Genomic DNA, 230 nt, shown 5'->3' on the forward strand with positions numbered 1-230 from the left:
CGCGAAGACTTCCTCCGGCAAATCCACCGCGACGATCTCCGCGCCGTCGCGCGCGAGTTGCGCCGCCAGCACGTCGAGCGCGGCTTGCTGCGCCGGCTCTATCGCGCCGCCTGCCTGCTTCGACAACACGCCGATGCGCCGCTTGCCTGCGCTATGCGCGACGGCGGCCACATGCGACGCGTGCGGGTCCGCGCGCTTCAACGAATGACGGGCTAAGGTCGATCCCCTCG

Annotated in this window: 1 pseudogene; it reads right to left on the reverse strand. The window is 70.4% G+C overall.

Features of this window, described 5'->3' with window-relative positions:
* Positions 1-230 (reverse strand): annotated as a pseudogene (locus SB822_RS61415) (hypothetical protein); the annotation flags it as partial.

The organism is Paraburkholderia sp. SIMBA_054 (genome assembly GCF_046534875.1).
Lineage (GTDB): Bacteria > Pseudomonadota > Gammaproteobacteria > Burkholderiales > Burkholderiaceae > Paraburkholderia > Paraburkholderia hospita.